Source organism: Pseudomonas marginalis (assembly GCF_001645105.1).
GTDB lineage: Bacteria > Pseudomonadota > Gammaproteobacteria > Pseudomonadales > Pseudomonadaceae > Aquipseudomonas > Aquipseudomonas petroselini.
Genome location: NZ_LKEG01000011.1, coordinates 11,899 through 35,723, shown reverse-complemented (window position 1 = coordinate 35,723; position 23,825 = coordinate 11,899). Strand labels below are relative to the sequence as shown.

General features: G+C 61.3%; 23 protein-coding genes and 1 pseudogene. 14 read left to right on the top strand and 10 right to left on the bottom strand.

Going from position 1 to position 23,825, the window contains the following annotated elements; all coding sequences use genetic code 11:
- Nucleotides 1-140: 140 nt before the first annotated feature.
- Together AO064_RS00725 and AO064_RS00720 are read right to left on the bottom strand one after the other, a co-directional pair.
- Nucleotides 141-812: a DUF3313 domain-containing protein gene (locus tag AO064_RS00725; protein WP_064052093.1), complete on the bottom strand. Its 672-nt coding sequence runs from the start codon at nt 810-812 to the stop codon at nt 141-143.
- A gap of 143 nt (nt 813-955) precedes the next feature.
- Complete coding sequence (locus AO064_RS00720) at nt 956-1,450, bottom strand: hypothetical protein (RefSeq protein WP_043205339.1); 495 nt, start codon at nt 1,448-1,450, stop codon at nt 956-958.
- 255 nt (nt 1,451-1,705) lie between these two features.
- On the opposite strand from AO064_RS00720, the pseudogene AO064_RS30600 reads away from it, so the two are divergent.
- Nucleotides 1,706-1,810, top strand: a pseudogene (locus AO064_RS30600) (cbb3-type cytochrome c oxidase subunit 3); the annotation flags it as partial.
- 90 nt (nt 1,811-1,900) lie between these two features.
- The gene (locus AO064_RS00715; RefSeq protein ID WP_064052092.1) at nt 1,901-2,593 is read left to right on the top strand and encodes an aspartate/glutamate racemase family protein; all 693 of its coding nucleotides are present in this window, start codon (nt 1,901-1,903) and stop codon (nt 2,591-2,593) included.
- Here AO064_RS00715 and AO064_RS00710 read toward each other — a convergent pair.
- Nucleotides 2,590-3,102 (bottom strand): GNAT family N-acetyltransferase, encoded by a 513-nt coding sequence (locus AO064_RS00710; protein WP_064052091.1) that lies wholly within the window; start codon nt 3,100-3,102, stop codon nt 2,590-2,592. The two genes, AO064_RS00715 and AO064_RS00710, sit on opposite strands and share 4 nt — an antisense overlap.
- Nucleotides 3,103-3,340: 238 nt before the next feature.
- Here AO064_RS00710 and AO064_RS00705 point away from each other — a divergent pair, with 238 nt between their 5' ends.
- The 4 genes from AO064_RS00705 (at nt 3,341) to AO064_RS00690 (ending at nt 7,606) form a co-directional block, all read left to right on the top strand.
- Nucleotides 3,341-4,312, top strand: a complete 972-nt coding sequence (locus AO064_RS00705; protein ID WP_064052090.1) for a helix-turn-helix transcriptional regulator — start codon at nt 3,341-3,343, stop codon at nt 4,310-4,312.
- A gap of 102 nt (nt 4,313-4,414) precedes the next feature.
- The gene (locus AO064_RS00700; protein WP_012724187.1) at nt 4,415-5,290 is read left to right on the top strand and encodes a transporter; all 876 of its coding nucleotides are present in this window, start codon (nt 4,415-4,417) and stop codon (nt 5,288-5,290) included.
- A gap of 22 nt (nt 5,291-5,312) precedes the next feature.
- Entirely contained in the window at nt 5,313-6,497 is a 1,185-nt protein-coding gene (locus tag AO064_RS00695) for an MFS transporter (RefSeq protein ID WP_082893844.1), read from the top strand.
- Entirely contained in the window at nt 6,494-7,606 is a 1,113-nt protein-coding gene (locus AO064_RS00690; protein WP_012724185.1) for a class II histone deacetylase, read from the top strand. Before AO064_RS00695 ends, AO064_RS00690 begins: the two co-directional genes overlap by 4 nt.
- Here the strand turns inward: AO064_RS00690 and AO064_RS00685 are convergent.
- On the bottom strand, nt 7,603-8,745 hold the full coding sequence (locus AO064_RS00685) for a glycerate kinase (RefSeq protein WP_064052089.1): 1,143 nt from the start codon (nt 8,743-8,745) through the stop codon (nt 7,603-7,605). The two genes, AO064_RS00690 and AO064_RS00685, sit on opposite strands and share 4 nt — an antisense overlap.
- Before the next feature lie 91 nt (nt 8,746-8,836).
- Nucleotides 8,837-9,943, bottom strand: coding sequence for a sugar diacid recognition domain-containing protein (locus AO064_RS00680; RefSeq protein ID WP_046034186.1), 1,107 nt, complete (start codon nt 9,941-9,943; stop codon nt 8,837-8,839).
- 161 nt (nt 9,944-10,104) lie between these two features.
- Between AO064_RS00680 and AO064_RS00675 the strand changes: the two genes are divergently transcribed.
- Nucleotides 10,105-11,415, top strand: coding sequence for an MFS transporter (locus tag AO064_RS00675; RefSeq protein ID WP_012724182.1), 1,311 nt, complete (start codon nt 10,105-10,107; stop codon nt 11,413-11,415).
- Between the two features lie 54 nt (nt 11,416-11,469).
- On the opposite strand, the gene AO064_RS00670 is transcribed toward AO064_RS00675, so the two are convergent.
- Complete coding sequence (locus tag AO064_RS00670) at nt 11,470-12,174, bottom strand: SDR family oxidoreductase (RefSeq protein ID WP_046034187.1); 705 nt, start codon at nt 12,172-12,174, stop codon at nt 11,470-11,472.
- A 101-nt stretch (nt 12,175-12,275) separates the two neighbouring features.
- On the opposite strand from AO064_RS00670, the gene AO064_RS00665 reads away from it, so the two are divergent.
- The 3 genes from AO064_RS00665 (at nt 12,276) to rarD (ending at nt 15,322) form a co-directional block, all read left to right on the top strand.
- Nucleotides 12,276-13,178: a LysR family transcriptional regulator gene (locus tag AO064_RS00665; RefSeq protein ID WP_064052088.1), complete on the top strand. Its 903-nt coding sequence runs from the start codon at nt 12,276-12,278 to the stop codon at nt 13,176-13,178.
- A gap of 79 nt (nt 13,179-13,257) precedes the next feature.
- Nucleotides 13,258-14,268 (top strand): aldo/keto reductase, encoded by a 1,011-nt coding sequence (locus AO064_RS00660; RefSeq protein WP_064052087.1) that lies wholly within the window; start codon nt 13,258-13,260, stop codon nt 14,266-14,268.
- Between the two features lie 172 nt (nt 14,269-14,440).
- Nucleotides 14,441-15,322 carry an EamA family transporter RarD gene (rarD, locus tag AO064_RS00655; protein ID WP_064052097.1) on the top strand — a complete coding sequence of 294 codons (882 nt, stop codon included), beginning with the start codon at nt 14,441-14,443 and terminating at the stop codon, nt 15,320-15,322.
- A gap of 60 nt (nt 15,323-15,382) precedes the next feature.
- Here the strand turns inward: rarD and hppD are convergent, their stop codons facing one another.
- Both hppD and AO064_RS00645 read right to left on the bottom strand, forming a co-directional pair.
- Nucleotides 15,383-16,459: a 4-hydroxyphenylpyruvate dioxygenase gene (gene hppD / locus AO064_RS00650; protein WP_064052086.1), complete on the bottom strand. Its 1,077-nt coding sequence runs from the start codon at nt 16,457-16,459 to the stop codon at nt 15,383-15,385.
- A gap of 244 nt (nt 16,460-16,703) precedes the next feature.
- Nucleotides 16,704-17,627 (bottom strand): DMT family transporter, encoded by a 924-nt coding sequence (locus AO064_RS00645; protein ID WP_122256044.1) that lies wholly within the window; start codon nt 17,625-17,627, stop codon nt 16,704-16,706.
- A gap of 77 nt (nt 17,628-17,704) precedes the next feature.
- Between AO064_RS00645 and AO064_RS00640 the strand changes: the two genes are divergently transcribed.
- From AO064_RS00640 to AO064_RS00630, 3 genes are all read left to right on the top strand, one after another.
- Nucleotides 17,705-18,574: a LysR family transcriptional regulator gene (locus AO064_RS00640; protein ID WP_064052085.1), complete on the top strand. Its 870-nt coding sequence runs from the start codon at nt 17,705-17,707 to the stop codon at nt 18,572-18,574.
- 96 nt (nt 18,575-18,670) lie between these two features.
- Nucleotides 18,671-20,212 carry an EAL domain-containing protein gene (locus tag AO064_RS00635; RefSeq protein WP_064052095.1) on the top strand — a complete coding sequence of 514 codons (1,542 nt, stop codon included), beginning with the start codon at nt 18,671-18,673 and terminating at the stop codon, nt 20,210-20,212.
- Nucleotides 20,213-20,410: 198 nt separating this feature from the next.
- Nucleotides 20,411-20,776, top strand: coding sequence for a histone-like nucleoid-structuring protein, MvaT/MvaU family (locus AO064_RS00630; protein WP_064052084.1), 366 nt, complete (start codon nt 20,411-20,413; stop codon nt 20,774-20,776).
- 123 nt (nt 20,777-20,899) lie between these two features.
- On the opposite strand, the gene AO064_RS00625 is transcribed toward AO064_RS00630, so the two are convergent.
- Complete coding sequence (locus tag AO064_RS00625) at nt 20,900-21,436, bottom strand: DUF4946 domain-containing protein (RefSeq protein WP_064052094.1); 537 nt, start codon at nt 21,434-21,436, stop codon at nt 20,900-20,902.
- 195 nt (nt 21,437-21,631) lie between these two features.
- On the opposite strand from AO064_RS00625, the gene gloA reads away from it, so the two are divergent.
- Entirely contained in the window at nt 21,632-22,153 is a 522-nt protein-coding gene (gloA, locus tag AO064_RS00620) for a lactoylglutathione lyase (protein ID WP_012724171.1), read from the top strand.
- A gap of 50 nt (nt 22,154-22,203) precedes the next feature.
- On the opposite strand, the gene ahpF is transcribed toward gloA, so the two are convergent.
- Nucleotides 22,204-23,769 carry an alkyl hydroperoxide reductase subunit F gene (gene ahpF, locus AO064_RS00615; protein ID WP_064052083.1) on the bottom strand — a complete coding sequence of 522 codons (1,566 nt, stop codon included), beginning with the start codon at nt 23,767-23,769 and terminating at the stop codon, nt 22,204-22,206.
- Nucleotides 23,770-23,825: the final 56 nt, after the last annotated feature.

Here is a 23,825-nt window from a genome sequence, read left to right as displayed (position 1 = left end):
CTTTGTTTCAAAAGACTGGGACTGCTGCGCAGTCCAGCGGGAGCAAGCTCCCTCGCCACGGGTTACTTTTCGCTCTTGCTGCTCCTTAACTGACTGGCATTAGGGCATGTCCCTGCGATACAAAGCCAATCCCTGCGGATTTAGAGGCGTTTGAGCTTGAGGTACGACTGATGCAAGTCGGACGCCCACCCATCAATCACGCCTTTTACATCGTCAGCTTTCATCACCTGCGAGTCATTGGCCAATGGCTTGCCGGTGCCTTTGCGCACCACTTGGGCTAGCACCTTGCCACTTGAGCCGTCGAGAAACTGCGCCTCGGTGCCCAGGGTGGTTTCCTGATCACGGATGCCGGTGCCGGTACTTACCGCCGCGGCAACCAGAGCCACGGGGATGAACTCATAAGGCTTGAGGCCTTCGGTCTTGCTGCTGACGGCGGTGATCGCCGCACGTACCACCATCACGCCGGGGCCAGGACCATTGGCCAGGGGCAGGGATTTTTCCAGCTCCCGCCTAAGTGCCTGGCTGTAGTAGGCGTTGATACCAGTGAGGGTACTGTCGGGGATTTTCGCGGTCGCCTGCGGTTTGGGATAGAACTGGGTCGGTTCGATGTACACCGCGGTATAGCGGCTCAGGTCGAGTTTGGGGTCGACCCAGCGCATCACTTCGGCACCCGAAGGGGATTTGGCTTCCTTGAGCTGGCTGTAGTCCGAGAGAAAGCCGGAATACTCATCCGGTTGAGTGACCTTGCTGGCACAGCCTGCCATCGCGATTGACGCAACGCACAGCGTGCTGATCAGTAGCCTTAGTTTCATCATTGAACTCCCTGGCAGTCATCATCGACATGTTGAGCTGTAGGTATAGCCAATCCTGAAAAATTAGCGTTATTGCCCGAGTCGGCTTGACCCGCCGGCGATGCTCCAGCAGCCCAGCGGTCGTGGCGACCCCGCGCTGACACTCAGCCGCGTTCGCGTGGAATCAGGCTTTGCAACTGCGAGGCCAGGAAGTTGGCGTCGAAGCCAAAGGTGTCGGGGTCTTTCAGGCCATTGGTTTTCTTCCACAGCCAGTCGTTCTTGTCTGCGGGCAGCACCAAGGAAACGCTGCCATGCCGCGCAGCGGTCAAGCCCATGACGGACACGGAGATCAACCCGCCTACACCCATCACATCGGGCACGAACTCGACCGGCTTGCCGGTGATCTGTACGGTCAGCTTTTCGGTCTTGAAGGTCGATGTCTCCACCGGCACGCTCGGGCCGCTGGCAACGTAAGCCTCGCGATGCACCTCCAGCAGTCCCACGGTCTTTACCGGTTCCAGCCACTGCTCGATCTGCCCGAACAGCTCTGCGAGCTTTTGCGCCCAGCGGGCCGATTGCACATCGAATTGCTGTTTCTTGTGCGCTTCGCTATCGGCGTAGTGACGAAGCATCTCGCCCAGTTGCTGTACATCGTCCATTGCGGATTTCCTTGGGTGGGCCAGGTAACTAGCGTCGATCATGGCAGATGCAGCCACTGGCCGTACGATTAACGGCTTTTTGGTAATGAGCCCGGCGGCTCCAAGCAAGCTGATCCGCCGTAATGAGGTATTTCTGAGTCTGTTTTGTTTTGCCCACACTTCCTAAAGTGCCGCCACTTGGAACCGTGGGAGGACAAGCATGAGCACCGCAACCATCGGGCAGTCCTATAACACGGCACCCTCACCTACTCGTTTGATGACCCGCAAGTGGCGCGGCGCGTGGAGCGGGCGACCGGCAAGCAGATCAACGCCGTGGCACCGGAAGAGGCCAAGCCGGGCTGGATCAACCTCGACCTGTAGAACTGCACCGGTCATTTCGCTGGTAACTGCGTATGACTAATCAACGGCTGATGCGTAAGGTGAAGCGACTTTCCTTGCCAGGAGCACCGCATGCGCACCATCGGCCTTATCGGCGGCATGAGCTGGGAGTCCAGCGCCGAGTACTACCGCATCATCAACCAACGCGTGCGCGACCAACTCGGCCCGCTGCGTTCGGCGCAACTGCTGATGTACAGCGTAGATTTCGGCCCAGTGGAGCAGGCTCAACACGCCGGCCGCTGGGACGATACCGCGCTGATCCTCGAAGACGCCGCGCGCCGTCTGCAGGCCGGCGGTGCGGAGTGCGTGGTGCTGTGTACCAACACCATGCACCTCGTGGCGCCGCGTATTGAAGCGGCCGTCTCGATTCCGTTCCTGCATATCGCCGACGCTGCCGGCGCGGCGGCCGTGGACGCCGGCACGCTCACAGTCGGCCTGCTCGGCACCGCGTTCACCATGGAGCAGGATTTCCTCACATCCCGCCTGGCGGCCCAAGGCCTGACCGTGCTGGTGCCCGAGGCGGACGCGCGCCAGGCGGTGCATCGGATCATCTATGAAGAATTGTGCGTCGGGGTGATCAGCGACACATCACGCCAGGTCTACCAACGGGTGATCGAGTCCCTGGCCGCACGCGGCGCCCAGGCGATCATCCTCGGTTGCACGGAAATCAGCCTGCTGATCAAACCCGAACACAGCCGCCTGCCGCTGCTGGACACCACCGAGCTGCATGCGCAGGCTGCGGTGGCGTTCGCCTTGCAGGATTAAACCGACGTGCGCAGGCGCGCCATGCTCACGGTGTCGACAAACCGACCGTCACGCAGGGCGTAATCGCGCAACACGCCTTCAACTTCAAAGCCGAATTTGCGGTACAGCGCCTGCGCCGCTTCGTTGTCGGCGTACACCGTGAGTTCCACCCGGTGCAGGTTCATCCAGTTGTCAGCCACGTCCAGCGCTGCCGTCAACAACCGCGAGCCGACGCCCTTGCCCTGCCACGCCGTCGCCACGCCCATGCCGAACGAGCCGACGTGGGCCTGGCGCACGCGCAGGTACTGCTCCAGGCCAAGCTGGCCGATAACCTCGCCGCCGTGTACCGCCACCAGCTGTAGCCGCCGCTCGTTGTCCATCACCAAACGCTTGCGCCACACCTCGACCGACTGGAAAGGCATCTGCAGCACCTGACGGCACACGGCCGGTTCGTTATAGAGCGCGGCGACACCCTCAAGGTGGGCCTCGGTAAAGCGCTGGATCACGATATGAGGTTCAGGCGTGTGCATTGTGTTTCATCCTTTGAAAGACAAGTGACCGGCCAGTGTAGGGGGAAAACCGGTAGCGGGAAAAGCGCCGTGACACCTCCCGAAAGATCCCACACACCCATAAGCCGCATCCTGCATCTGAACGATAGCGATCGTACTCGGCTGCACCGATACTTGGCCCAGGCCCTGCCACGTCAATTCACCGTACCGGCCTTCACCCTGTGACCAGAACAATAAAAAGTCGCACAGAGGAACACTCATGAGCCGTCTTGACCTTTCGAGCCTGTTGCAGGCCTTCAGCACCCTGGTCCTGGATCTGCAGCGATTGGCCCAACACCAGGACATCGAGCACTTCCAGCACCACGCATTGGCGCGCGTCAGTCAGTTGTTGCACTTCGACAGTGCCTGGTGGGGCCGCGCGGCGCTGATCGGGGATTTGCCGGAAGAACACAGCAGCTGCCTGTACCACTTGCCGCCGGCTTACTTGACCGACTGGCAGTCCATCCGTCATTTGGATGTGACCGTCGGGCGTGTGCATGCTCAGCCCGGCGAGGCGGTGATCATCGATATGTCGGACCCGGCGAGCGGCACTGGCTTGAACTGGCTGGCCGACCGGTACGGCATCGGCGAACTGTTGTGTGTCATCCACATTGACCCGCAAACCAGCCTCAGCGATCACCTGACCCTGTATCGAAAGCCCGGAGCGCCGCGGTTCGCCGAACAAGACTGCCGGCTGCTCAACCATCTTATGCTGCACTTGGTGGCAGCGGTCTCGGCCAACCAGATCCGCACGCTGGTGGCCACCCGCGAAACCCTGATCAGCCCGCGCAACCTGGCCTTGGCGGTGTGCGGCCCGCACGGCGTGTTGCAGTGCGCCGAACGCGGTTTTATAGACGTGCTGCTCAGCGAATGGCCGCAATGGAGTGGTCCGACCTTGCCGGTGCCACTGGATGAGCGTGGCCATGAGGGCAAGCAGATCCATATCCAGGTGTCCGCGGTGGGCGACCAGTTCCTGTTGGCCGCGCGCGTCAACCGTGCCCTGCCCCAGCTCAGCCCACGGGAGAACGCTGTAGCCCAGGGCTTCGGCGAGGGCAAGACCTACAAGGAAGTCGCCCGCGACCTGGGGCTCTCGCCCAATACCGTGCGCCATCACTTGCGCACGATCTACAGCAAGCTCGGGGTCAGAGACAAAGCACGCATTGCGCACTTGGTGCACGCCCCACCTGAATAATCCCGCGTTTTTTTAGTTTCTTTGCGCTGCCCGTTTTGGCGGCCACGGGCGGCTTTTGCCCAACTTTCAGTCCCTGCCCTCACCCATAAGAGACGCCTTGCCATGACTCAACCCACCTTGCGCACCTTGCCTTTGCTGCTCGGCGGCACCTTACTGTGCCTCGACAGCCAGGCTGCCGACCTCAATGCCCGGGATTTTTTCAGTGCCCCGCCCGGCACCCAACTCGGTGTGCTGTACCTGCCGGCCACCCGCGCCGGGGACTTTCACGGCCCGGCCGACACCACCGGCAAGGCCGAACTCAAGGTCAATGCCGTCGCTTACCGGCAGGTGTTTTTCACCGATGCCTGCGGCACGCTCTGTACCCCGCAGTTCATTGTGCCGTTTGCCGATATCAATGCTCGCCTGCCGGGCGCGACCCGGCACACCGGAGAAAGCGGGTTCGGCGATCCACAGGTCGGCGGCACGCTGTTTTTCATCAATGACCCGGCGTCCCGCACCTACAGCGGCCTGCTGAGCCTGATTACCGTGCCGGTGGGCGAATACCACCGCAACAACCCCGACGTCTCGCCCGGCGGCAATCGCTGGGGCGCGACCTTTGTCTACAACTACACCCAGGGCATCGGCGAAAAATGGGTGCTGGAAGCCAACCTCGAAACCCAGCTGTACGCCACCAATGACGACTACTTTGGCAGCGAACTCAAGCAAGACCCGCTGTATCGCCTGCAAGCGTTTGCCTCCTACGACTTCAGCCCTGCCACCTACGGCGCATTTCGCCTGATCCAGGCCGAGGGTGGCGCGCTGCGCATCAACCGTCAGCGAATCGACGACACCCGCAAGCGCTACACCCAGCTGGGGTTCGAGGTCGGGCATTGGCTGGATCAGCAGAACCAAGTGATGTTCAGCCTTTCGCAAAACGTCGCGGCATCCAACGGCTATGCCGGCACCGAGGCCTTGCTGCGCCTGGTCCATGTGTTCTGAACCCCCTTTCCGGAGCCTGACCATGCACACTCATTCCCACGCAACACAGGATCGGCCTCGCCCAGCGTCCGTATCCTGGAACCTGCTCGCGGCCATCGTGCTGTTTGCCGCGATCACCCCGACCATCCTGATGACCGCGCCCGCCGTGGCCGCGCAGTTGGGCGCCCAATGGCAACTGAGCCCCTCGCAGATCGGCGACTTGTTTTCGGTGGAACTGGGCGCGATGAGCCTGGCGACCCTGCCCGCCCTGTGGTGGCTAAGGCGCGTGAACTGGCGGTTGGCGGCCCTGGCCGCTGCCGGGTTGTTTATCGCCGCCAACCTGCTGTCGATGCTTGCCGACAGCTACACCCACCTGCTGACCCTGCGCTTCGCCAGTGCCTTGGCGGGCGGCTCATTGATGATTATCTGCCTGGCCAGTGCGGCTACCACCGCCAACCCCAGTCGCGTCTACGGGTTATGGGTGATGGGGCAGCTGGTCGTGGGCGCCATCGGCCTGGCGGTATTGCCCGGTTTGTTCGAGCGCTATGGATTGGGTGCCTGCTACCTGATCCTCGCCGGCCTGATGACCCTGTTGTTACCCCTTGCGCGCAGTTTTCCCAACGCTGCCCCGGCGCCACAAACAGCGGAAACCGCGCGGGTGTCCGGCTCGCGATGGCACGCCGCGCTGGGCGTCGGTGCGGTGCTGGCCTTTTACACCAGCCTTGGCGGGGTCTGGACGTTTATCGGCGCCCTGGGCGCCCGTGTCGGGATATCGCCGCAAGACAGCGGCGAGGTGCTGGCCGTTGCGACGGTCATGGGGATCGCCGGCGCCGCCTGTGCATCGCTGATCGGCCCACGCCTGTCGCGCCTGCGATTGTTGCTGGCGGGCTATGCCCTGATGGCCGCCGCCGTGTTGCTCCTGCTGGGCCAACCGACGCTGATGCGCTTCGCCCTGGCGGCGCTGCTGTTCAAGTTCACCTGGACCTTCATCCTGCCGCTGATCCTCGCGTGCCTCGCCGACCTCGATCACAGCGGCAAGCTGATGAATGCCTCGAACCTGGTGATCGGCGGCGGCCTGGCCATCGGCCCGGCAATCGCCGGCCGGCTGATCGAGGTCAGTGGCAGCTTTACGGCGTTGTTGATCGGCGGCGCCGTGATCACCTTGTTGTCGCTGGCAATGATCCTCGCCAGCCGTCCCAAACCCGTCGTTGAAATGGAGCTTGTATGAACCGAACCACCGCGTTTTTCTTTGATGAAATGAGCCTTTGGCACAGCGCCAGCGCCCATGCATTGACCTTGCCCGTGGGTGGCTGGGTGCAGCCACCGGCCGGCAGCGGGCATGCCGAGTCCCCCGAAACCAAACGGCGCATGAAAAGCCTGCTGGATGTGTCCGGGTTAAGCCATCACCTGGACATCCACAACGCGGCGGTCGCCAGCGAAACCGACTTGCTGCGCGTCCATGGCCGCGAATACCTGCAGCGCTTCAAGGCGCTGAGTGATGCCGGTGGTGGCGAGCTTGGGCCGCAGGCGCCGATAGGCCCGGGCAGCTACGAGATTGCCCGGCTCTCCGCCGGCCTGACCATGGCCGCCGTCGACACCGTGCTCAAGGGCCTCGCGGATAACGCCTACTCGCTGTCTCGCCCACCTGGCCATCACTGCCTGGCGGACAGCGCCATGGGCTTCTGTTTCCTGGCCAACATCGCCATCGCCATCGAAGCCGCCAAGGCCCGCAGCGGACTGGGCAAGGTCGCCGTGATCGATTGGGACGTACACCATGGCAACGGCACGCAAGCGATTTTCGAGGCGCGGGCGGATGTCTTGACGATCTCGTTGCATCAGGACGGTTGTTATCCGCCGGGCTACAGCGGTGAACAGGATCGTGGTCGCGGCGCCGGGCGGGGAGCGAACATCAATATTCCCTTGCCGCCGGGATGCGGCCACGACGCTTACTTGCATGCGATGACGCGCATCGTGGTACCGGCGCTGGAGCGCTTCCAGCCGGAACTGATCATCGTCGCCTGCGGCTTTGACGCCAACGCCGTCGACCCACTCGCGCGGATGTTGCTGCACAGCGAGTCGTTTCGCCTGATGACCCGTTGCGTGCGCCAGGCTGCCGAACGCCTGTGCCAGGGGCGCTTGGTGCTGGTGCATGAAGGCGGCTACAGCGAAGCCTATGTGCCGTTTTGCGGCTTGGCGACGCTGGAGGAATTGTCCGGTGTGCGCACAGCTGTGGAAGACCCGATGCTGGCACTGGTCGAGCTGCAGCAGCCCAAGGCGGCGCTGCTGGAGTTTCAGAAGCGGTGGATCGATCAGTTGGCAGCGGGCTTGATTGATTAGCGGGTGCGCACCGCCAATCGCCACACCCGCGCAATATCCGACGCCCGCTCACGCAGCAGGCGCGGCGCTTCGCTGCACGCTTGCTCAAGGCTCATCGGCCCCGAAGGCAAGGCGAAAGCAGCATCCACGCCATGGGCATACATCTGCTCATAGCCCTCGCCCAGCGTGCCGGCAATCACAATGACCGGCACGTTGTGCTGCCGGGCGATACGTGCCACGCCGAACGGGGTTTTGCCGCGCAGGGTCTGGGCGTCGAAACGGCCTTCGCCGGTGATCACCAGGTCGGCACCACGCACAGCTTCATCCAGGCCGACCAATTCGGCGACCACGTCCACACCGGCACGAAACTGCGCGCCCAGGAAAGCTTTGGCGGCAAAGCCCAAGCCGCCGGCGGCGCCGCTGCCGGGTTCGTCGCGCACATCGTTGGGCAGCACGCGGGCGCAGTGATCGGCAAAGTGACCAAGGGCGGCGTCCAACTGTTGCACTTGCTCGGGATTGGCGCCCTTCTGCGGGCCGAAAATCGCCGACGCGCCGTGGGGGCCGCACAGCGGATTGTTGACGTCCGCGGCGATTTCGAAGCGGACCTGCGCCAGGCGCGGGTCCAGCTGTTCAAGGCTGATATGCGCCAGGCGCGACAGGGCCAGGCCGCCGGGTGGCAGCTTTTGCGCCTGTGCATCGAAGAGTTGCACGCCCAGCGCCTGCATCGCGCCCGCGCCACCGTCGTTGGTGGCACTGCCGCCAATCGCCAGGATGATGCGTTGGGCGCCGGCATCCAGGGCTGCGCGGATCAGTTCGCCGGTGCCGTAAGTGGTGGTGACACAGGCATCGCGCTGTTCCGGAGGCAGCAGTTGCAGGCCGCTGGCCTCGGCCATTTCGATGATGGCGGTGTGGCTGTCAGCCAACCAGCCCCAACGTGCTTGAACCGCTGCGCCGAGCGGGCCGCGCACGGTGTGGCGCCGCAACTCACCGTGACACGCCGCCAGCACCGAATCCACCGTGCCTTCACCGCCATCCGCCATTGGACACTGGACCAACTGTGCATCCGGCCAGACCTGCGCCAGCCCGTCAGCGATGGCCTGGGCGACGCCTTCAGCACTCAGGCTGTCCTTGAACGAGTCGGGGGCGATGATGATTTTCATGGGCTTTCTCCGGTTTTTATAACGCCCATGCTGCCAGTTGGCACGGCCGCTGACGCCGGTCCGGTGCACAAGTGCGGATGCGCTTTGTTGTTCATTCCGACAAAGCCTGGGGCAGCAACTGCACGCCGAGGTACAGCGCAAGCATGCCGTCCAGGGTCAACGGGTCGACACCGCTGAGTTCGGCAATGCGCTCCATGCGGTAACGCAGGCTGTTGCGGTGAATGCCCAGCGCATCGGCGCAGGCCTGGCTTTGCCCGTCGTGTTCGCACCAACTGCGCAACGTGGCCTGCAGTTGGCCATTGCTGTCTTTGGCCAGCACTTTGCGCAGGGGGTTGAGCAGTTCGTCGAGGGCATCGTCGTTGCGATGGCGCCAGAGCATCACGGGCAGGCGATAGCGGTTGAGGGTCAGCAGCCGTGACTGCGGCAGCACATCGCGGCCATAGGCGAGCAAATCACCGACGCGTCGATAGCAACGGCGCAGACCCGCCAACCCATCCGCCTGCCCCCCAACGGCGACGCGCAGGATATGCCAGCCGAGGCCTTCAAGCTTTTCCAGCAGCCGTGGGTTGTCGACCTGTATCGCGGCCGGACGGCACCACAACAATGAATATTGCGCCGAGCTGACGCACCAGCTGTCCGGGTAACGCGAGGTCAGCCAGGCACTCAAGGCTTCCGCCGATTGCCCCGCGCCCAGTTCGAACAGGTACGGTGTACGCGCCATCTGCGGCTTGAGCCCCAGTTGTTGAGCTTCGTCCACCAGGCGCGGTGAGTCGCCGGTATCGGCCAGCAGCAAGGCCAGCAGATCGTCACAGCGTTGGCGCCGCCATTGTTGCTCGGCCTGCTGGTGGCGATGGCTCACCAGCATTTCGGCGGTCATGCGCACCAGCTCGGCGTAGGTGCGCAGGCCTTCCGGCTCACCGGTGATGCCGAGCACGCCGATCAGGCGGCCGTCATGCAGCAGCGGCAGGTTGATGCCCGGTTGCACGCCTTTGAGGTGCTTGGCGGTCTGGCCGTCGATTTCCACCACGCGGCCATTGGCGAGCACCAGTTGTGCGCCTTCATGGCGAGTGTTGATACGTTCGGGCTCGCCGCTGCCGAGGATCAGGCCCTGGCTGTCCATGACGTTGACGTTATGGGGCAGGATCGCCATGGTTCGATCGACGATATCCTGTGCCAGGTCATGATCCAGCTCGAACATGGGGCTAATTTCCTAGAAAACGATGGTTGTTCATAGGCACAGCGCAATAGCGGCTTCACTGTGCGCACGCACAAAGACAGCGGCCTGCCAGGTGGCCGAGACTCAGTGGGCGATCAACGTTAACCTCGCATCGCAAAAAATCATAATAAAGAGAGACTCCCATGTCACAGAGCGCCGCCGTCACACTGGCCACCGATGACGATAAAAACGCCATCTACAAGCGCGTTACCCTGCGCTTGATCCCCTTCATTTTCATCTGCTATCTGTTCAATTACCTCGACCGGGTAAACGTTGGCTTTGCCAAGTTGCAGATGCTCGATGCGTTGAAATTCAGCGAAACCGTGTACGGCCTCGGCGCCGGGATCTTCTTTATCGGCTACGTGTTGTGCGGTGTGCCGAGCAACCTGGCGCTGACCAAGTTCGGTCCACGGCGCTGGATTGCATTGATGATGATCGTCTGGGGCACGCTGTCGACCTGCCTGCTGTTCGTCACCACACCGACCCACTTCTACACCCTGCGCCTGTTTACCGGTGCCGCCGAAGCCGGCTTCTTCCCTGGCGTGGTGCTGTACCTCTCGCAGTGGTTCCCGACCTTCCGCCGTGGGCGGATCATGGCGCTGTTCATGTCGGCCATTCCGGTTTCCGGCCTGCTGGGCAGCCCGTTCTCCGGCTGGATCCTCAACCACTTCGCGGCAGGCCAAGGCGGCCTGGCCGGTTGGCAGTGGATGTTCCTGCTGCAAGGTATCCCGACCGTGATTTTGGGCGCCCTCGCCTATTTCCTGCTCAGCGACAGCTTTGCCCACGCCAAATGGCTCAAGCCGCACGAGCGCGCAGTGCTGGAAGCCGACCAGGCGACCGACCTGGCCAACAAGCCGAAAACCACGACCGATTCGCTTGCCGAAGTGTTCAAGAACCCAGCGATCTGGGCGTTCGGCCTGATCTACTTCTGCATCCAGAGCGGCGTGTACGCGATCAACTTCTGGCTGCCGTCGATCATCAAGAACCTGGGCTTCAGCGATAACCTGGTGATCGGCTGGCTCAGTGCGATCCCTTACCTGCTGGCGGCGGTGTTCATGTTGCTGGTGGGTCGCTCCGCGGACTTGCGCAAAGAGCGTCGCTGGCACTTGGTGGTGCCGATGTTGATGGGCGCCATTGGCTTGGTGATTGCGGTGAACTTCGCGACGACACCGGCCATTGCGATCCTCGGCCTGACCATCGCCACCATGGGTGCGCTGACCGGCCTGCCGATGTTCTGGCCGGTGCCCACCGCGATGCTCAGTGCCGGCGCGGCGGCCGGTGGCCTGGCGCTGATCAACTCCATGGGCCAGATGGCCGGCTTCCTCAGCCCGTACATCGTGGGCTTTGTGAAAGATGCCACCGGATCAACGGATGTGGCGCTGTACCTGCTCGCGGCGGTGATCGTGGCGGGTAGTGTGCTGGCGTTGCGGATGACGCGTACCCTGAAGGTCTAACGCAGTCACATGTGGGGAGTGGTGTGGCCGCCCCCCGCATTGTTTGTTCGGTGTTTACAACAGGCCGCCGCCGTCGATGTCGATCACGGCGCCGGTCATGAAGCCATTCTCCATGGCCAGCACATACCCCGCCGCGACCTCCTCCGCCTGCCCCACGCGCCCGACCGGCAACGCACCGCCGGCCTTGGCAAACATCGCCAGGCGCTGTTCTTCAGCCAACCCCGCATAAGCCGGTGTGTCAATCACGCCTGGACTGATCACGTTGACCCGGCGCGGTGCCAACTCCTTGGCCAATTGCTTGCCCAGTGCTTCGGTCGCGGCGTTAATGCCGGTCTTGATGAACTGGCCCGGCGCCAATTTACGTCCCAGTTGCCCCGAGGTCAGGCTGATGCTGCCGTGTTCGTCAAGAAAAGGCAGTGCCAGTTGAATCGCTCGCAGCGAGCCCCAGAGCTTTACGTTGAAATTTTCCTGGGCTTCGGCCAGGTCGGTCTCAAGCAAGGTCTTGGCGCGTACCGTCGGCCCCGAGGTGTAGACCAGGTGGTCAAAACGCCCCACGGTCTCGAACAGGCGTTGCAGGGAGGCTGCATCGGTGACGTCCACCGGTTCGCTGCGCAGGCCGTTTTCGTTGCCGGAGACCAAGCGCCGCCCGGCCAATACCACGTGTGCACCCCGCGCAGCGGCGGCCTGGGCCACGGCGGCGCCGATGCCGCTGCTGCCGCCGATCACGATGACGGTTTTGCCGTTGAGGGAAGAAGTCATGGGGAAAATTCCTGCTTGAAAAAATGAGCGTTCATCTTCCCAGCTTGGCAATCAGCGAAAAATCCCGGTAAAACGACAAGATCTTTAAAGGATTTTTACAAATGAGCTCAACCCTCGACCTTGAAGTCTTCGTGCGCACCGCCGACACCGGCAGCTTGTCCGCCGCCGCGCGCGGGCTTGGCTTGACCCCGGCCGCCGCCAGCATCGCCCTCAAACGCCTGGAAACGCGCCTGGGCATCCGCCTGTTGGCGCGCTCCACGCGCAGCATGCGCCTCACCGAGGAAGGTCGGCGCTACCTCGAAAGCGTGCGGGTAGCGCTGGAGGCGCTCTCGGAAGGCGAACAGGCGATCAAACAGCAGGGCCAGAGTCTCAGTGGTTTACTGCAACTGGCGGCGCCTTCGGATTTCGGGCGCAATGTGCTGCTGGGCTGGCTGGACGAGTTCAAGCTCGAACACCCCAACATCCGTCTGCAATTGCTGCTCAACGACAGCAATGCCGACCTGTTCCGCGACACCGTCGACATTGCCCTGCGCTTTGGTGTGCCCAGGGACTCCAGCCTGGTAGCACTGCCGGTGGTGCCTGGGCACCACCGCATCCCCTGCGCCAGCCCGGACTACCTGGCGCGCCATGGCACGCCCCGAACACCTTCCGATCTGGCGCAACACAACGCACTGCGCTACATGCGTCAGGGCCGGGCCAACAGCACGTGGTATTTTCGCCAGGGCACGGCGCTGCAGGAGGTTGAGGTGACGGGCGATTACTTGAGCGATGACGGCGAAATCGTGCGGCGCTGGGCGCTGGCCGGCCACGGCATCGCCTACAAAGCCAACCTGGATATTGCCCGTGACATCCAGGCCGGTCGGCTGGTGCCCTTGCTGCCTGATTGGCAGGGCGAACCGACGCCGTTCAACCTGATGTGCCCCCACCGCCTGCAAGTATCGGAACGGGTGAAAGTGTTGCATCGCTTTTTACAAGGGCGCTGTCAGGCGTTGCTGAGCGCGTGAAGAAACGCGTGCGGGGCTTGTCCCAGAGCCTTGGAGTCTGGTATTGCATGGCGTACGTTTCGGCCAAGAGGAGCTATCCATGATCTACCGCACATTGGGCCAGTCCGGGTTGAAGGTCAGTGCCTTGACCCTGGGCACCATGATGTTTGGCAAACAGACCAGCACCGAGGACTCGCTGCGCATCATCGACAAGGCCTGGGACCAGGGCATCAACTTTATCGACACGGCGGACGTCTACACCGGCGGCCGCTCCGAGGAAATCGTCGGCGAAGCGATCGCCCGTCACCGCGAGGATTGGGTGGTGGCGTCCAAGGTTGCCATCGGCCCCGCCGATGGGTTGCCCAACCGCAGCGGCCTGAGCCGCAAGCGTATCTTCAATGCGTTGGAAGCCAGCCTGAGCCGCCTCGACACTGACTACCTCGACATCTACTACCTGCACCGTGAAGACCACGCGACCCCACTGGAGGTGACGGTGTCGGCAATCGGCGACCTGATCCGCCAGGGCAAGATCCGCTACTGGGGCCTGTCCAACTATCGCGGCTGGCGCATTGCCGAAGTGATCCGCGTGGCCGAGCGCCTGGGCGTGGACAAACCGGTGATCAGCCAGCCGCTGTACAACATCGTCAACCGTCAGGCTGAGGTCGAGCAGATCACCGCCGCAGTCGCCTACGGCTTGGGTGTAGTGCCTTACAGCCCATTGGCGCGTGGCGTGCTCAGCGGCAAATACGCCCCGGATGTAGCGCCCGAAGCCGGCAGCCGTGCGGCGCGCCAGGACAAACGCATCCTGGAAACCGAATGGCGCGTGGAATCGCTGCGCATCGCCCAGCAGATCCAGCAGTACACCCAAGGCCGTGGCGTGGGGATTGTGGAGTTTGCCATTGCTTGGGTGTTGAACAGTTCAGCGGTCAGTTCGGCGATTGTCGGGCCGCGCACCGAGGAGCAGTGGGACGCCTACCTTGGGGCGTTGGACGTGAAGATCACGGCGCAGGATGAAGCGTTCATCGACTCGCTGGTGACGCCGGGGCATTCCTCCACACCCGGGTTCAACGATGTGGAGCACTTCGTCTCGGGCCGCGTGGCGCGCGGTTAATCTGCAAGCCCCCTGTGGCCCACAGGCCACAGGGCGGATCCCAACGAATCCACGGCGAGAAATTTTCCTGAAAAACGCCCCAAAACAGCGCAACCCTCTCACGCTAAAAGCACCATAATCCCCTCCTGCAATCCCCCTCTTTTTTGTACCCATGGTTTTTCGCGAGGACAGTGTGTCTAAAGGTGTTGTGTTATCGGTCTCGGCCTCGGCGTTATTCGCTGTGATGTATTACTTCACATCATTGCTCACCCCCTTGAGCGGCCTGGAAATTTTCGGCTGGCGCATGCTGCTCACCGTGCCGTGCATGACGGTCTTCATGATCGTCAGCGGCGAATGGCGGCGGGTGTGGGAGCTGGTACGGATGTTAGCCGGCAAGCCCCGTCTGATCGCGGGTGTGCTGCTGTCTTCAGCGTTGCTCGGCGTGCAGCTGTGGCTGTTTATGTGGGCGCCGCTGAATGGGCGCAGCCTGGATGTGTCGGTGGGGTACTTCCTGTTACCGCTGACCATGGTGCTGACCGGTCGCCTGGTTTGGGGCGAGCAGCTGTCGTATTTGCAGCGGGTCGCAGTGTTTTTTGCAGGCCTCGGCGTGCTCAACGAGCTGTACCAGGCCGGCGGTTTCTCCTGGGCAACACTGGTGGTGATCATCGGTTATCCGCTCTATTTCATCGTGCGCAAATACCTCAAGACCGACCACCTGGGCGGCCTCTGGTTGGATATGGCGCTCATGCTGCCGGTGGCCTGGTGGTTTGTGCAGAGCGGCGAGCAAGGCTTTGCGGTGATGGATGCGCACCCGAAGCTGTATGCGTTGATTCCTATGCTGGGCCTGATCAGTGCGTCGGCGCTGGTGAGCTATATCATTGCCAGCCGTTTGCTGGCATTCAGCCTGTTCGGGCTGCTCAGCTATGTCGAGCCGGTGCTGTTGCTGGGCGTCGCACTGATCTTGGGTGAAGGGATCAAGGGCGGCGAGTGGTTGACCTACATCCCGATCTGGCTGGCGGTGATGGTGTTGGTGTTTGAAGGGTTCAAGCATTTGGTGCGCCAGCGCAAAGCCTGATGCACAGGCAATAAAAAGCCCGGCCGAGACATTCTCTCGGCCGGGCTTTTTTACACTTGCTTAGTCGGTGCTCAATACACCGCGACGCACTTGGTCGCGCTCGATGGACTCGAACAGCGCCTTGAAGTTGCCTTCGCCAAAGCCATCGTCGCCTTTGCGCTGGATGAACTCGAAGAACACCGGGCCCATCAGGGTTTCCGAGAAGATCTGCAACAGCAGGCGCTTGTCGCCCGCAACGGACGAGCCATCCAGCAGGATGCCGCGCGCTTGCAGTTGATCCACCGGCTCGCCGTGGTTCGGTAAGCGGCCTTCAAGCATTTCGTAGTAGGTGTCCGGCGGTGCGGTCATGAAGCGCATGCCGATCTTCTTCAACGCGTCCCAGGTCTTGACCAGGTCGTCAGAGAGGAAGGCCACGTGCTGGATACCTTCACCGTTGAACTGCATCAGGAACTCTTCGATCTGCCCGGCGCCCTTGGACGACTCTTCGTTCAGCGGGATGCGGATCATGCCGTCCGGCGCACTCATGGCCTTGGAGGTCAGGCCGGTGTACTCGCCCTTGATGTCGAAATAGCGCGCTTCACGGAAGTTGAACAGCTTCTCGTAGAAGTTGGCCCAGTAGGCCATGCGCCCGCGATAGACGTTGTGGGTCAGGTGGTCGATGACCTTCAGGCCTGCGCCTTGCGGGTTGCGCTCGACGCCTTCGAGGTAGACGAAGTCGATGTCGTAGATCGAGCTGCCTTCGCCGAAACGGTCGATCAGGTAAAGCGGCGCACCACCGATGCCCTTGATCGCCGGCAGGTTCAGTTCCATCGGGCCGGTTTCGATGTGGATCGGCTGAGCGCCGAGCTCGAGGGCACGGTTGTAGGCTTTTTGCGAATCCTTGACGCGGAAGGCCATGCCGCACACCGACGGGCCGTGCTCGGCCGCAAAGTAGGAGGCGATGCTGTTGGGCTCGTTGTTAAGGATCAGGTTGATCTCGCCCTGGCGGTACAGGTGCACATTCTTGGAGCGGTGGGTCGCGACCTTGGAGAAGCCCATGATCTCGAAGATCGGCTCCAGGGTGCCCGGCGTCGGCGACGCGAATTCGATAAATTCAAAGCCCATCAGGCCCATTGGGTTTTCGTATAGATCTGCCATGATTTGGCGCCTCATCATTCTTGTAGTGACGGATTCAATTGCCAGCAAGGATGAGGTGCACAGGCGGCGCACAGGAGAGGCCTCGCACGCTGCGGGCGAGGAAGTCACCAAAGATGAGGGGGGAGCCGAGTAGCTTCATGGTGTCATCGGTCTCTGACGGCTTAGGCTTGCGTGAGCGCAAGTCCATATTCTTGTATGCGTAAATCGATTCTACACAGCGTAACAGTGTTTGTCCGTACTCTTATCAAATCCCCATTGCCTTGGCCTGCGCAAGGGGTTTGTTGCACAGGTAGATGCCCAGCAGGATCACCGCACCGCCGATCAGCATTGGCGCGGTCAACTGTTCGCCCAGCAGCAAGGCGCCAAAGATCACGGCCGTGAGTGGGTTAAGCGCGATGAATACCCCGGAGCGGGTCGCGCCGATACGTCGGATGCCATCGTAGTAGCCGATATAGGCCAGCGCCGACCCCAGCACCCCCAGGTACAACAGGCTCATGACCTGCGAAAAATGCAGCTGGCCAATGGCCTCGACACTAAAACGGCCCGTGATCAGCGAGGTCACGGTGAGCATTAGGGTGCCCAACAGGATTGACCAGGTGACCGTCTGCAGCGGCCCGAGGCTCTGGTTCAGTTCGCGGGAAAACAACGAGTAGATGCCCCACCCCACCACGCAACCAAAGATCAGCAGATCGCCCCGCCAGTTGCCGGCCCCTTCGCCCAGCAACTGCGGGTTGCGGCTGATGATGACCACGGCGGCGCCCGCCAGGCATAAGGCAATGCCGATGACCTTGATGCCGTTTAGGCGCTCCTTGAATAACCACCAGGACGCCAAGCCAATCACCGTTGGGTTCAGGGCCACGATCAATGAGGCCCGTGACGCGTTGGTGTACTGCAACCCGTAGAAGAAACACAGGTTGTAGAAAAAGATGCCGAAAAAGCCCAGCACCAGCAATTGTGCGGCCTGCCGCGGGTTTGGGCGCGCCAAGGGAATACGTGCGACCCCCATGAACACCAACAATGCCAGGCTGGCCAGGCAAAAGCGCAGGCTGGCCGCCAGCAGAGGGTCAACCGCCTCACTCAGGTAGCGACCGGCGACGAAGGTACCGCCCCAGATCATGGTGACGGCGGCCAACTTGAAGTAAGTGATGCGATCCGAGGTTGAATACACGGGCGGTGGCTCTAATGGCTTGAGGGTTAGCCCATTGTTCTGGTAATACAGAGTCATCGTAAAATGAGCTTTCACTCATGACTCTGACTCAACTCGAAATATTTTCCCTGGTGGCCGAGCTGCAAGGTTTTACCAGCGCCGCCCACCGCCTGGGCATCAGCCAATCGGCGGTGTCCCATGCGATCAAGGGGCTGGAGGAGGAACTGGGGGTGGCCTTGTTCAGGCGGCACCAGGCCCAGGTGGAACTCAGTGATATCGGCGCGCAGTTGCTGGGACGCGCCCGGGCGATGCTGGGGCTGGCCAATACACTGCAACAAGAGGCCGCGGACGCTCGGGGCATGAAACGCGGGACGTTGCGCATCGGCTCCTTCGGACCGACGTCCTCGACCTACCTGCTGCCGAAGATCCTCAACCGGTTTCGCCTGGAGTATCCCGGCATCGAAGTGCATGTCGACGAAGGGCCGGACAGGCAAGTCATGCAATGGCTCGACGAACGCCGGATTGATATCGGCTTTGTGGTGCTGGAACAGGAACGTTTCGACACCTTCGCGCTGTTCGAGGACCAGATGGTGGCGCTGCTGCCGGCCGACCATAAGCTGGCGGACCGCGAGCAGGTCAGCCTCAAGGAATTGTGCAACGACCCCTTCGCGCTGACTGAGGCCGGCTCGTCTGAATTGGTGCTGCGGCTGTTCAACGAGGCGCGGCTGACCCCTAACGTGCGTTTTCGCTGCTCGCAGTTGCTAAGCACCCTGGAAACCGTGGGTCGCGGCGATGCCGTGAGCGTGGTGGCGCAGTCATCGTTGCCGGTTTGGCGCGATCAACGCTATGTGCAGCGCGCGCTGTCACCGCGTGTGCCGCGCCGGGTTGGCCTGGCCGTGCTGGACCGGCGGCACGCCTCCCCTGCGGCCCTCGCCTTCATTCGCATTGCCCAAGCTTTGGCGTGGTAGTGGCAGCTACTGGCTAAACGCTAGGTACCGCGAGCTTATTTTGGCCTGGACCTCTATCATCAATTGAATCTGATCCTGCAACAGGCCGTTCACTTCATGCCCCTCACCGTCAACGGCCCGCGAAAACGCGCCACTCGCAACGTGATTACCGCGCTCAGTGCGCTGCTGCCGATTGCACTCGGGGTGGTCATTCTGCATTGGCAAGCCGAACGCACCCTGCAACAAAGCACCGCCCAGACGGCGCAGGAAGCCGTGCGCCAATTCGACCTGATGCTCGACAACACCGCCCTCGCCGCCCAGGCCTTGCTGCCATTGGCGGGACGACCCTGTGATGACGGTGCGCAGTTGGCGCTGCGCGAACAGGTCACGCGCCGGCCGTTCGTGCGGGCGACCACTTTGTCCTGGCAAAAAAATATCTACTGCAGTTCGCTGTTCGGCGGCACCTATGCGTCGCCGGTCAACCCGGATGACTATGTGGATGGCCGCTTATGGCTGATGAATGGCAACCCGGTGACGCCGGACACGGCACTGCTGGTCTACCGGCTGGTCGACGGCGACAAGGCCGCATTTGCTTCGATTGATGGTTACCACCTGACCAACGCGCTGCGCCTGATCAGCCGTTACGCCGACCTGGTGCTGCAGGTTGGCCCGAATTGGCTGGGGGCGGATGGAAAGGTGCACGACACGCAGGTGCCCGTATTCGCCGTGGCCCATCATCGCCTGGCGTCCGAGCGGTTTCACTACAGTGTCGACGCGGGCATGCCGGCCGGCGAAGTTTGGCGGTATATGCAGGCCCGATACCCGGCACTGTTCAGCCTGGTGGTGTTCTTTGGCGTGCTGGCGGGCGTGTTGGCCCATTGGCTGCAAAAGCGCTCTTCGGCGCCGACCCATGAACTGCAACGGGCGTTGGGTGCCGATGAATTCATTCCGTATTTCCAACCGGTCGTACGCGGTGATACCCGTGAATGGGCCGGTTGCGAAGTATTGATGCGCTGGCAACACCCGAAAGAAGGCCTGGTGCGCCCCGACCTGTTTATCCCCCTGGCCGAACATTCGGGCCTGATCGTCCCCATGACTCGCGCGCTATTGCGTCAGACCGCTGCACAACTGGCGCCCCACGCGGCGCGGTTCCGCCCTGGATTCCATATCGGCGTGAACATCACCGCACGCCACTGCCAGGACTTGGCACTGGTGGATGACTGTCGTGAGTTCCTCGCCGCGTTTCCTGTAGGCCAGGTGACACTGGTGCTGGAGTTGACCGAACGCGAGCTGATCGAACCCACCGACATCACCCGTCGCTTGTTCGATGCGTTGCATCAACTGGGCGTGATGATTGCCATCGATGACTTCGGCACCGGGCATTCCAGCCTCGGTTACTTGCGTAATTTCAATGTGGACTATTTGAAGATCGACCAGAGTTTTGTCGCCATGATCGGCGCAGATGCACTATCAGGGCATATTCTTGACAGCATCATAGAACTGTCCGGGAAGCTCGACTTGGGTATCGTCGCCGAAGGTGTGGAAACCGCTGAACAGTGTGAATACCTGGCGGCCCAGGGCGTGGATTTCCTGCAGGGCTACCTGTTCGGGAAGCCATTACCCTGCAATGAATTTATTAAATCCCTGGTCGGCCATTGAATGGCCATGCACTACCGGTGTTGAAATAATCTTATTTAGACAAAAGACATGATTTACTCGTAGCGGATTAACTACTACAATTTTTCCTGCCTGTGCAGAACTCGCGGGACGACTTCTTTCTTGAGTCGCCTTAAAGCGCTTGGCTTATAGCTTTGTCTGCAGTTGATATCAGCCAAATACACTATTGGAGTACAGATTTTGTCCAGACTCGCCGAATTTCGCGCAGCAGAAAAAGCCCTTCAAGAACAGCTTGCCCAGCTGGAATCCCTGAAGAACGACGCCGGCCTGAAGAAAGAAATCGAATTCGAAGAAAAGCTTCAAGCCCTGATGAAGACCTATGGCAAAGGCCTGCGCGACATCATTTCCATCCTTGATCCAAACCCGGGCAAGACCAGTGCTGCTGCCGTTGCCGCACCAAAACAGCGCCGCGCTCGCGTGGTCAAGGTTTACCAGAACCCGCACACTGGTGAACTGATCGAAACCAAAGGTGGCAACCATCGCGGCCTCAAGGCCTGGAAAGAACAGTACGGCGCCGCCACTGTAGACTCCTGGCTTCGCGGCTGATTGCACTGCACTAACAAAGAGCCCCGCCTAGGCGGGGCTTTTTCATTTCTTTTTCATTTCAATGGTTCGAAACCGAACTTAAATAACGTTTCATCATGTTCAGAACCCACGGGCATTACACACTTAAAGTTTCAGGCTATCGCGCACCGAACTGACTTCGTCCTTGCTGGTTTCATACGCGTCCGCCTGCCCGGCGTATGAAAAAACATAGGCGTTATCGGTATCGACCGCACCCACCAATGTTTGTGAAAGCACGTGACGGCCGTTTTCGGTAATCACACAAGTAGTTTCCAGTGCTTCAAGGCGACTCAAGGTTGTAGGGTGCATCTTGCTGCACACACTTTGATAACCCCCCTGGGCAAAATCTTTCTGGATGGACTTGCGCATCTCCAGCAATACACCTGGGAGATTAACCTTATGGCCCGGCTCAATGGGCGTGCCGGTCAGTTCGATGACCATCAAGGTCGCGCCATTTTCATCATTCTTGATCGCGCGCTGCCGGGACACGGGCCGTGGTGTGGCCGGCGCCTCTCCATCCGCCACGACTTCTTCGACTTGCCAGCCGCTGGGCCAATGAATTTCAGGGTCGGCCGCCATGACGAAGGGGCTGGCCAACAGCAAACACACAGCACTCAACAGCGGTTTACGAGGTTCGATCATGACAAAAAACACCCAAGGTTCAAGCGCCAAAGTTTGAGCCCCAGGCCCATGGGTCGCAAGGCCTGCGTGGGCTTTTTCATTTGGCGCCGGGCGCGCGCCTTGCGTATCATGGCCCGGCTGCACGGATGCCAGCCGCAAGCCAAGGAACCGCTCACGTCTTAGAGCCGCGTTTGCCCCATTTTTTCTGGAGGGCCCATGAGCCTGCACGAACTGAACACTTTCCCGGGCGTCACTGCCCAACCTGACACAGCCACCGCCAACTTCGTGTTCAACCACACCATGCTGCGGGTCAAGGACATCACTAAGTCGCTGGACTTCTACACGCGCGTCCTGGGCTTTTCCCTGGTTGAAAAGCGTGACTTCCCGGAAGCCGAATTCAGCCTGTATTTCCTGGCCCTGGTGGACAAATCCCAGATCCCGGCCGACGCCGCCGAGCGCACCCAGTGGATGAAGTCGATCCCGGGCATCCTGGAACTGACCCACAACCACGGCACCGAAAACGACGCCGACTTCGCCTACCACAACGGTAATACCGACCCCCGTGGCTTTGGCCATATCTGCATCTCGGTGCCGGATATTGTCGCGGCCTGTGAACGTTTCGAAGCCCTGGGCTGCGATTTCCAGAAGCGCCTGAGCGATGGCCGCATGAAGAGCCTGGCGTTCATCAAGGACCCGGATGCCTACTGGGTCGAGATTATCCAGCCCGCACCGCTGTAACGAAAAAACCCCATGATCGCTCATGGGGTTTTTCATTTCCGGGCTCGGTATTACGCCGGAGCGGAGGTGCGGATCAAATGGTCGAACGCACTCAAGGAAGCCTTGGCGCCCTCGCCCACCGCAATCACGATCTGCTTGTACGGCACCGTTGTTACGTCACCGGCAGCGAATACACCGGGCAGTGACGTTTCGCCACGCGCATCGACAATGATCTCGCCGCGAGGGGTCAGTTCCACGGTGCCTTTGAGCCAGTCGGTGTTGGGCAGCAAACCGATCTGCACAAAGATCCCTTCCAGGTCGATGGTCTTGAACTCGCCGCTGTCGCGATCCTTGTAGGCCAGGCCGGTAACTTTCTGGCCATCACCTTTGACTTCACTGGTCAGCGCGCTGGTGATCACGTCAACGTTCGGCAGGCTGTAGAGCTTGCGCTGCAACACGGCGTCGGCGCGCAATTTACTGTCGAACTCAAGCAAGGTGACGTGGCTGACGATACCGGCCAGGTCGATGGCCGCTTCAACGCCGGAGTTACCGCCGCCGATCACCGCCACACGCTTGCCCTTGAACAACGGACCGTCGCAGTGGGGGCAGAAGCACACGCCCTTGGCTTTGTATTCCTGCTCACCCGGCACCCCCATTTCGCGCCAGCGGGCACCGGTGGCGAGGATCACGGTTTTGGACTTGAGGGTCGCACCGCTTTCGAAACGAATTTCGTGCAGGTCACCGGCGTTTTTCGCCGGGATCAGGCTACTGGCGCGCTGCAGGTTCATGATGTCCACGTCGTACTGGCGTACGTGGGCTTCCAGGGCGCTGGCCAGTTTCGGGCCTTCGGTTTCCTGTACCGAGATGAAGTTCTCGATGGACATGGTGTCCAGCACTTGACCACCAAAGCGCTCGGCAGCGACGCCGGTACGAATGCCTTTACGTGCGGCGTAGATCGCCGCCGCCGAACCGGCTGGGCCACCGCCGACGACGAGTACATCAAAGGCGTCTTTGGCGCTGATTTTTTCGGCGGCTTTTTCAATGCCGCTGGTGTCGAGCTTGGCGAGGATTTCTTCCAGGCCCATGCGGCCCTGGCCGAAGTTCACACCGTTCAGGTAAACGCTGGGCACTGCCATGATCTGGCGTTCGTCGACTTCTGCCTGGAACAGCGCGCCGTCGATGGCGACGTGGCGGATGTTCGGGTTGAGCACGGCCATCAGGTTCAGCGCCTGGACCACGTCCGGGCAGTTCTGGCAGGACAGCGAGAAGTACGTCTCGAAGCTGAACTCGCCTTTAAGGGCGCGGATCTGTTCAATCACTTCGACACTGGCCTTCGACGGGTGGCCACCGACTTGCAGCAGGGCCAACACCAGCGAAGTGAATTCATGGCCCATGGGGATGCCGGCAAAACGCAGGCTGATATCGGCACCCGGGCGGTTGATGGAGAACGAAGGCTTGCGCGCATTATCACCATCGGTTTTCAGGGTAATCAGCGTAGTGAGGCTGACAACATCCTGCAAAAGGGCAAGCATTTCCTGGGATTTCGCGCCGTCGTCGAGGGAGGCGACGATCTCGATCGGCTGGGTGACCCGTTCCAGGTATGACTTCAACTGAGCTTTAAGATTGGCGTCCAACATACGGGCGATTTCCTGTTCATTCGGTTTATTGCAGACAAAAAAACGCCCGAGCGAAT

Bases quoted from the DNA above. Each gene is read 5' to 3' on its own strand.
- AO064_RS00725 (WP_064052093.1), bottom strand. From the start codon at position 812: ATGAAACTAAGGCTACTGATCAGCACGCTGTGCGTTGCGTCAATCGCG.
- ahpF (WP_064052083.1), bottom strand. From the start codon at position 23,769: ATGTTGGACGCCAATCTTAAAGCTCAGTTGAAGTCATACCTGGAACGG.
- hppD (WP_064052086.1), bottom strand. From the start codon at position 16,459: ATGGCAGATCTATACGAAAACCCAATGGGCCTGATGGGCTTTGAATTT.
- AO064_RS00635 (WP_064052095.1), top strand. From the start codon at position 18,671: ATGCCCCTCACCGTCAACGGCCCGCGAAAACGCGCCACTCGCAACGTG.
- AO064_RS00695 (WP_082893844.1), top strand. From the start codon at position 5,313: ATGCACACTCATTCCCACGCAACACAGGATCGGCCTCGCCCAGCGTCC.
- AO064_RS00720 (WP_043205339.1), bottom strand. From the start codon at position 1,450: ATGGACGATGTACAGCAACTGGGCGAGATGCTTCGTCACTACGCCGAT.
- AO064_RS00640 (WP_064052085.1), top strand. From the start codon at position 17,705: ATGACTCTGACTCAACTCGAAATATTTTCCCTGGTGGCCGAGCTGCAA.
- AO064_RS00670 (WP_046034187.1), bottom strand. From the start codon at position 12,174: ATGACTTCTTCCCTCAACGGCAAAACCGTCATCGTGATCGGCGGCAGC.
- AO064_RS00690 (WP_012724185.1), top strand. From the start codon at position 6,494: ATGAACCGAACCACCGCGTTTTTCTTTGATGAAATGAGCCTTTGGCAC.
- AO064_RS00700 (WP_012724187.1), top strand. From the start codon at position 4,415: ATGACTCAACCCACCTTGCGCACCTTGCCTTTGCTGCTCGGCGGCACC.
- AO064_RS00710 (WP_064052091.1), bottom strand. From the start codon at position 3,102: ATGCACACGCCTGAACCTCATATCGTGATCCAGCGCTTTACCGAGGCC.
- gloA (WP_012724171.1), top strand. From the start codon at position 21,632: ATGAGCCTGCACGAACTGAACACTTTCCCGGGCGTCACTGCCCAACCT.
- AO064_RS00685 (WP_064052089.1), bottom strand. From the start codon at position 8,745: ATGAAAATCATCATCGCCCCCGACTCGTTCAAGGACAGCCTGAGTGCT.
- AO064_RS00705 (WP_064052090.1), top strand. From the start codon at position 3,341: ATGAGCCGTCTTGACCTTTCGAGCCTGTTGCAGGCCTTCAGCACCCTG.
- AO064_RS00680 (WP_046034186.1), bottom strand. From the start codon at position 9,943: ATGTTCGAGCTGGATCATGACCTGGCACAGGATATCGTCGATCGAACC.
- AO064_RS00660 (WP_064052087.1), top strand. From the start codon at position 13,258: ATGATCTACCGCACATTGGGCCAGTCCGGGTTGAAGGTCAGTGCCTTG.
- AO064_RS00625 (WP_064052094.1), bottom strand. From the start codon at position 21,436: ATGATCGAACCTCGTAAACCGCTGTTGAGTGCTGTGTGTTTGCTGTTG.
- AO064_RS00675 (WP_012724182.1), top strand. From the start codon at position 10,105: ATGTCACAGAGCGCCGCCGTCACACTGGCCACCGATGACGATAAAAAC.
- AO064_RS00665 (WP_064052088.1), top strand. From the start codon at position 12,276: ATGAGCTCAACCCTCGACCTTGAAGTCTTCGTGCGCACCGCCGACACC.
- AO064_RS00715 (WP_064052092.1), top strand. From the start codon at position 1,901: ATGCGCACCATCGGCCTTATCGGCGGCATGAGCTGGGAGTCCAGCGCC.